Origin of the sequence: Porphyromonas sp. CAG:1061 (assembly GCF_000435035.1) — a bacterium.
In the GTDB taxonomy this organism is placed as follows: domain Bacteria; phylum Bacteroidota; class Bacteroidia; order Bacteroidales; family Porphyromonadaceae; genus Porphyromonas_A; species Porphyromonas_A somerae.
Genome location: NZ_HF988952.1, coordinates 20,191 through 25,139 on the forward strand (window position 1 = coordinate 20,191; position 4,949 = coordinate 25,139).

Here is a 4,949-nt window from a genome sequence, read left to right on the forward strand (position 1 = left end):
AGGATCCTCATCATCCGTATCCAGCATGTAGGAAAGCTCATTCTTATCAGAGTCATAAAACTCATACTCTAGCATTCCTAATGATTCATCGGCGATAATATCTATGCCTTTCCCGTATTTGCTACGCCATGAGGACAGGATAGAACCTCCTAAGAAGCCCTTCTTTTTGGTTAAGTAGGCAGCCACAAAAGGATGTAAATGGATACTAAACTTCTTAACACCCTCCTCTTTCGTCAACTGGTTAACCATCTTCTCCACTTCATCAGTAAAGAATAGAGTGGGCTGAACTTGTCCCTTACCATGACAAGTTGGGCAGACCTCCTCTGTTTCAATGCGAGTTGCTTGGCGAACCCTCTGACGGGTTATTTGCATGAGACCGAACTTGGTCAATGGTAAAATGGTATGCTTGGCTCGGTCATTTTTCATATACTCATTCATTTGCTCAAAAAGCTTCTGTCTATTTGCTGCTTGAGCCATGTCAATGAAGTCTATGATAATAATACCACCTAAGTCGCGCAATCTCATCTGCCTTGCTATCTCCTCTGCTGCCGACAGATTGACATCAACAGCGGTGTCCTCTTGTTGCTTAGAGCCTCTAGATCTATTCCCGCTATTGACATCTACCACGTGCATTGCTTCAGTTTGCTCAATCACTAGGTAGGCACCACTCTTGTAGGTAACAGTCTTCCCAAATAAATGCTTAATCTGCTTGCTTACATCAAAATAGTCGTATATGGGCCTTTTCCCTTCGTAGAGCTTGACGATATTGCCATGCCCTGGGTCAATAAGCTCAATATAATCTTGAGTCTCTTGCACAAGAGACTTATCATTGATGTAAATGTCTTTAAAGTTGGAGTTGTAAGTATCTCTCAAAAGACTTAGCAAGCGATTACTCTCTTGATGTAGCATGTATACATCAGGAGTGTTATTGCCTCCTTTTTTACCACCTTTTGCTTCTTGCGGCTGGTTGTTTTGTGGCTCACGGCTAAGGTTTTCGACTGTCAGGCTCCACTTCTTTACTAGGGATCTTAGCTCGTGGTGCAACTCAGCTACCTTTACACCTTGTGCAGAGGTGCGAACGATTACGGATACATTCTTTGGCTTGATACTCAATATCAATTGCTTAAGCCGCACGCGCTCTTCAGGCTGACTGATCTTTTGAGAAACCGAGACCTTGTCAGCAAATGGGATTAGCACTAGATACCTACCAGCGTATGATAGCTCGGTAGAGATTCTAGGACCCTTAGTGGAGATAGCTTCTTTGGTTACTTGAACCATCAGCTCCTCGCCTTGCTGAAGCATATCAGCGATAGATCCAGAGCGGTCTATCTCCTTTTCCAATTTTACTCTCTCGGGAGAAAAGTTTTTGCCATACTTCCTCGCAGCTTGGATAAAGCTCTTAGCCGTCTTGAAGTTAGCACCTAGATCTCGGTAATGAAGAAAGGCCTCCTTCTTATGACCGATATCTACAAATGCCGCATTCAGCCCTGGCATAATTTTCTTTACCTTGCCGAGGTATATGTCGCCCACAGAGTAAGCAATATTTTGCTTCTCTCTTTGGAGTTCTACCAATCTGCTGTTTTCTAATACAGCGATGGAGACCTCCTTGGGTCTAACATCAATGATCAATTCACTTTTCACTCGAAATCTGGTAATAAATGATTAATAAATATATCTAGCAAAATGCCTAAAAAAGGAATAAGCTCCTAGAGCTGTCGCTATTCAGATTGAAAAAGCCACATCTCCCAGAGCTTATTATTTCTGGTATCGGAAGGCTACTAGCCACCCACTACTAAGCTTTTAGCATTCGTACTAGAAACCACCCATTAGTGAAGTATATCAAAATGAGTCCTCACTAATACGTTCGATATTACTTCTTCTTATGACGGTTCTTGCGCAGTCTCTTTTTACGCTTGTGCGTCGCCATCTTATGTCTTTTTCTTTTCTTTCCGCTTGGCATAATACAAATGTTTATATTAGTTATTATCTACTTACCTAAACCAATAGTTTAGGCGTTCTTCTTATCTACTTTTACAGTCAATGACTTAGAGGGCTTGAATGCTGGCACCTTACGTGGAGGCAATTGGATTGTCGTATTTTGAGTAATGTTTCTAGCGGTTTTTGCAGCACGTTGCTTAATAATAAAGCTACCAAACCCACGGAGGTATACGGGTTCACCAAATGCTAGGCTTGTACTCACTACATCCATCAATGCTTCTACAGTGTCCATGACTTGCTTTTTCTCGAGACCTGTCTTTCTCGAGATCTCGGCTACAAGTTCTGCTTTAGTCATATCTTTATATATCTTTCTAGTTCGTTATAAACTTATTGGAATGCTTATAAATGCCTTCCCATTGACTATCAATCATATCAATGGACTGCAAAGGTACCATTTTTAATTGGCATTCTGAAAGATTTGCTGTGCTTTTTCGCTCTGCCCTATATTTTAACAAAGTATTCCATTTAATTGTTCTAGGGTGGTTGCATACAATTCCTTTTTTCGTGAGATATGCTCAAGCACGGATAATACGATAGGATTTTCCGCATATTCTGCCTCAATCTGTTCGGTATAGGTAGTCGTCTGCATATCCGAATTCTTCACTCCGAAATTGACACGACCGATGATGTTGTACTCCTTATGCGCATCATTCAGCAATGCATCATCAATCGCTAATACAGCATCAATCCAGTCCTTAAGTATCGAGCGAATAAGCTCAATGGTTAGTGGATGATCCTCATTAATATCGTACCAACGACAAAGCAGATCGAAGCTCCAATCCCACTCATACTCATAGTACATCTTGTGTAATCCTCGGATTCTATGATTAATCTCGGGGAGTGACTTCAGTTGCTTCCCTTTAATTTCCCCCATGATTTCTTGAATGCACCCAAGCGGAGCAATCATACCACTGGCATCAATCCATTCACCTTTTCCAAAAGTATGGTCCGGTATAAGAACCTCTAGTAGTTTCTGTTCTGAAGTGATTGCCTCATTGCCAAACTTATTCTGAATCCTTTGAATCAAAGAGTTGCCAATAAACTTTTCAATTCCCCATTTATAGATCTCTAGCCCCTTCTCTAGGCTGCTAGGTTTGATGAAGAGATTGTAGTAGACATAGACGTGCTCGTGCCCACCTAGGAACTTCTTCAGCGAAAGTAGCTTGTTATATGCGCGCTCCATCTTTCCTATAGTAAATGGGCTCAGAAGGTTGTAGTTGATACAATCAGGGCGAATAGTCTCAGGTCGTTTATCACGTGCTGGCCACTTCTTGGCATCTCTCATAGTCCCCACACTTAGCAGGTTGCGGCCTGGCACTAAGTAACTCTTATTGTCATCCTCCAATAAGTAACTAAAAGGGAAGTCAGTGGTATCTACATTATGTACGTGTCGACCCATAATCAGAGTGAATGCCCCGATCCTCGATGGCCATAAGATATAAGAGTCAGAGCTAGTTTTAGACCCACGCTCTACAACGCCTTGGTGGATCGGCCCCAGCTTATAAAGGTGGTTACTTTGGTTAGAACCACTTCCGGCATTAAGAAATGAAAAGTGACCTGCAATCAGCAAACTGCTCTTATGGCTAGAAACGGTAAATGGCCCAGCAAAAATAGCGCACGCCTCTCCATTCTCCAAATTGCAATTGGCAAAAATCAGCGAGTCGTGTGCCGAGAATAGATGATCTATGTGGCAAGATTGCCCTATGAAGCAACGCTCGATAATAGAGCTTCCGCCTATCTTCGCACCCAGAGAGGCCACAAAGTCACGCCCCATCACATTGTACCCAATCTCGATAAGGTGTTCTGCAGAGCTGCAGAGACTACAGTTTTCAAGAAATGTCGCCCCTTCCACCTTAGCGTGTGCCCCTATGTAGGCATTCACTATAGAACCACAATTACGTATCGACACACTCTCTTCGATGATTCCTCTCTCCGACTCCGCCTCCCTTGCCTCTTGGTCAACTAAATCAATTAACGACCCACGAAGAGTACCATCTTGCCGACCAATTAGCGTAAACATATAGGCAGTCTGTGCCGTTAAATCTCTAGATATTGGCACCTCCATACCCCCTGTCTCATTCAGAACAGAAGCACGTACACCTATCCCGAAGGTGCTACTTCCCTTCATCGCCACTACATTTACATTGCTAATTGTTACATTGTCCCCAATGTCGTATCTCGAAATAACATCATGGACGTGATCAATGCAGACACCATTGCCGATCTTGCATTCACTAATACTTGCCGACCTAATGCCATTCTGTACAGCAATGCCGTACTCATTCACCCTACTACCCGATAAGTCGCCGATCTGACAACTCCCTGAAAATTGTACATCTCTACAGCTCTCTGGGTCAAAAGTCTCTGCGACCTTTACCAATTCCCATTGCTCCGAGCGGCAGTTATTTTTTTCTAGTACTGCCACCTCGGAGCGAGTAAGTGTTCTCATAGTATTTATGTTGTTTGTGTGTAAAAATCAGAGCTCGGTCAAAACCTCATCCAGCTCCTTTCTCTTAAAGGGCAGAGTATTCGGATCTACCTCAGGGTAGCCTATCGCTAAAATGCTGATAGGACGGCGTACATTTACATCTAAGCCAAAAAGCTCGCAGCACTTAGGGCGGTCAAAATTACAAATCCATAGGGTTCCAACCCCTTCGGACCATGCCTGAAGCATCATGCTAGTAGTAGCAATGGCACAGTCGGTATACAGCGAAGTATCCCCCACACCATCAGGGTAGGTCCAGCACTGATCTACCTCACCGGTGATGAGTACATAGGCATAGGCCCCTTGTACCCATTCTCTATCGTAGCATGCCCAAATCTTCTTTCTCGCCTCTTCACTCCGAATGAGATAAAAATGCCATGGTTGTCGGTTGCATGCCGATGGGGCTATATGACCCGCTTCAATAATCCTTTCCAACGTCTCATGCGGGACCTCCTTCTTAGCGTCA

Annotated in this window: 4 protein-coding genes (1 of these 4 running past the window's edge); all 4 read right to left on the bottom strand. The window is 43.5% G+C overall.

Annotation, left to right across the window (positions count from 1 at the left end; genetic code table 11):
- A protein-coding gene (locus QVO39_RS08740; protein ID WP_021903846.1) for an Rne/Rng family ribonuclease crosses the window boundary here: on the bottom strand, positions 1-1,641 show its 5' portion. 42 nt of this gene lie to the left of the window's left edge; the window shows 1,641 of its 1,683 coding nt (coding positions 1-1,641); the start codon lies at positions 1,639-1,641; its stop codon lies off the left edge, out of view.
- A gap of 367 nt (positions 1,642-2,008) precedes the next feature.
- Positions 2,009-2,293 (bottom strand): HU family DNA-binding protein, encoded by a 285-nt coding sequence (locus QVO39_RS08745; protein WP_021903847.1) that lies wholly within the window; start codon positions 2,291-2,293, stop codon positions 2,009-2,011.
- A 153-nt stretch (positions 2,294-2,446) separates the two neighbouring features.
- Positions 2,447-4,447, bottom strand: a complete 2,001-nt coding sequence (locus QVO39_RS08750) for a DUF4954 family protein (protein WP_021903848.1) — start codon at positions 4,445-4,447, stop codon at positions 2,447-2,449.
- A 27-nt stretch (positions 4,448-4,474) separates the two neighbouring features.
- Positions 4,475-4,949 (bottom strand): nitroreductase family protein (locus tag QVO39_RS08755; RefSeq protein ID WP_288171966.1); only part of this gene is annotated, 475 nt, incomplete at its 5' end.

Excerpts from the sequence above, each read along its gene's own strand:
- QVO39_RS08750 (WP_021903848.1), bottom strand. The coding sequence starts at position 4,447 with ATGAGAACACTTACTCGCTCCGAGGTGGCAGTACTAGAAAAAAATAAC.
- QVO39_RS08745 (WP_021903847.1), bottom strand. The coding sequence starts at position 2,293 with ATGACTAAAGCAGAACTTGTAGCCGAGATCTCGAGAAAGACAGGTCTC.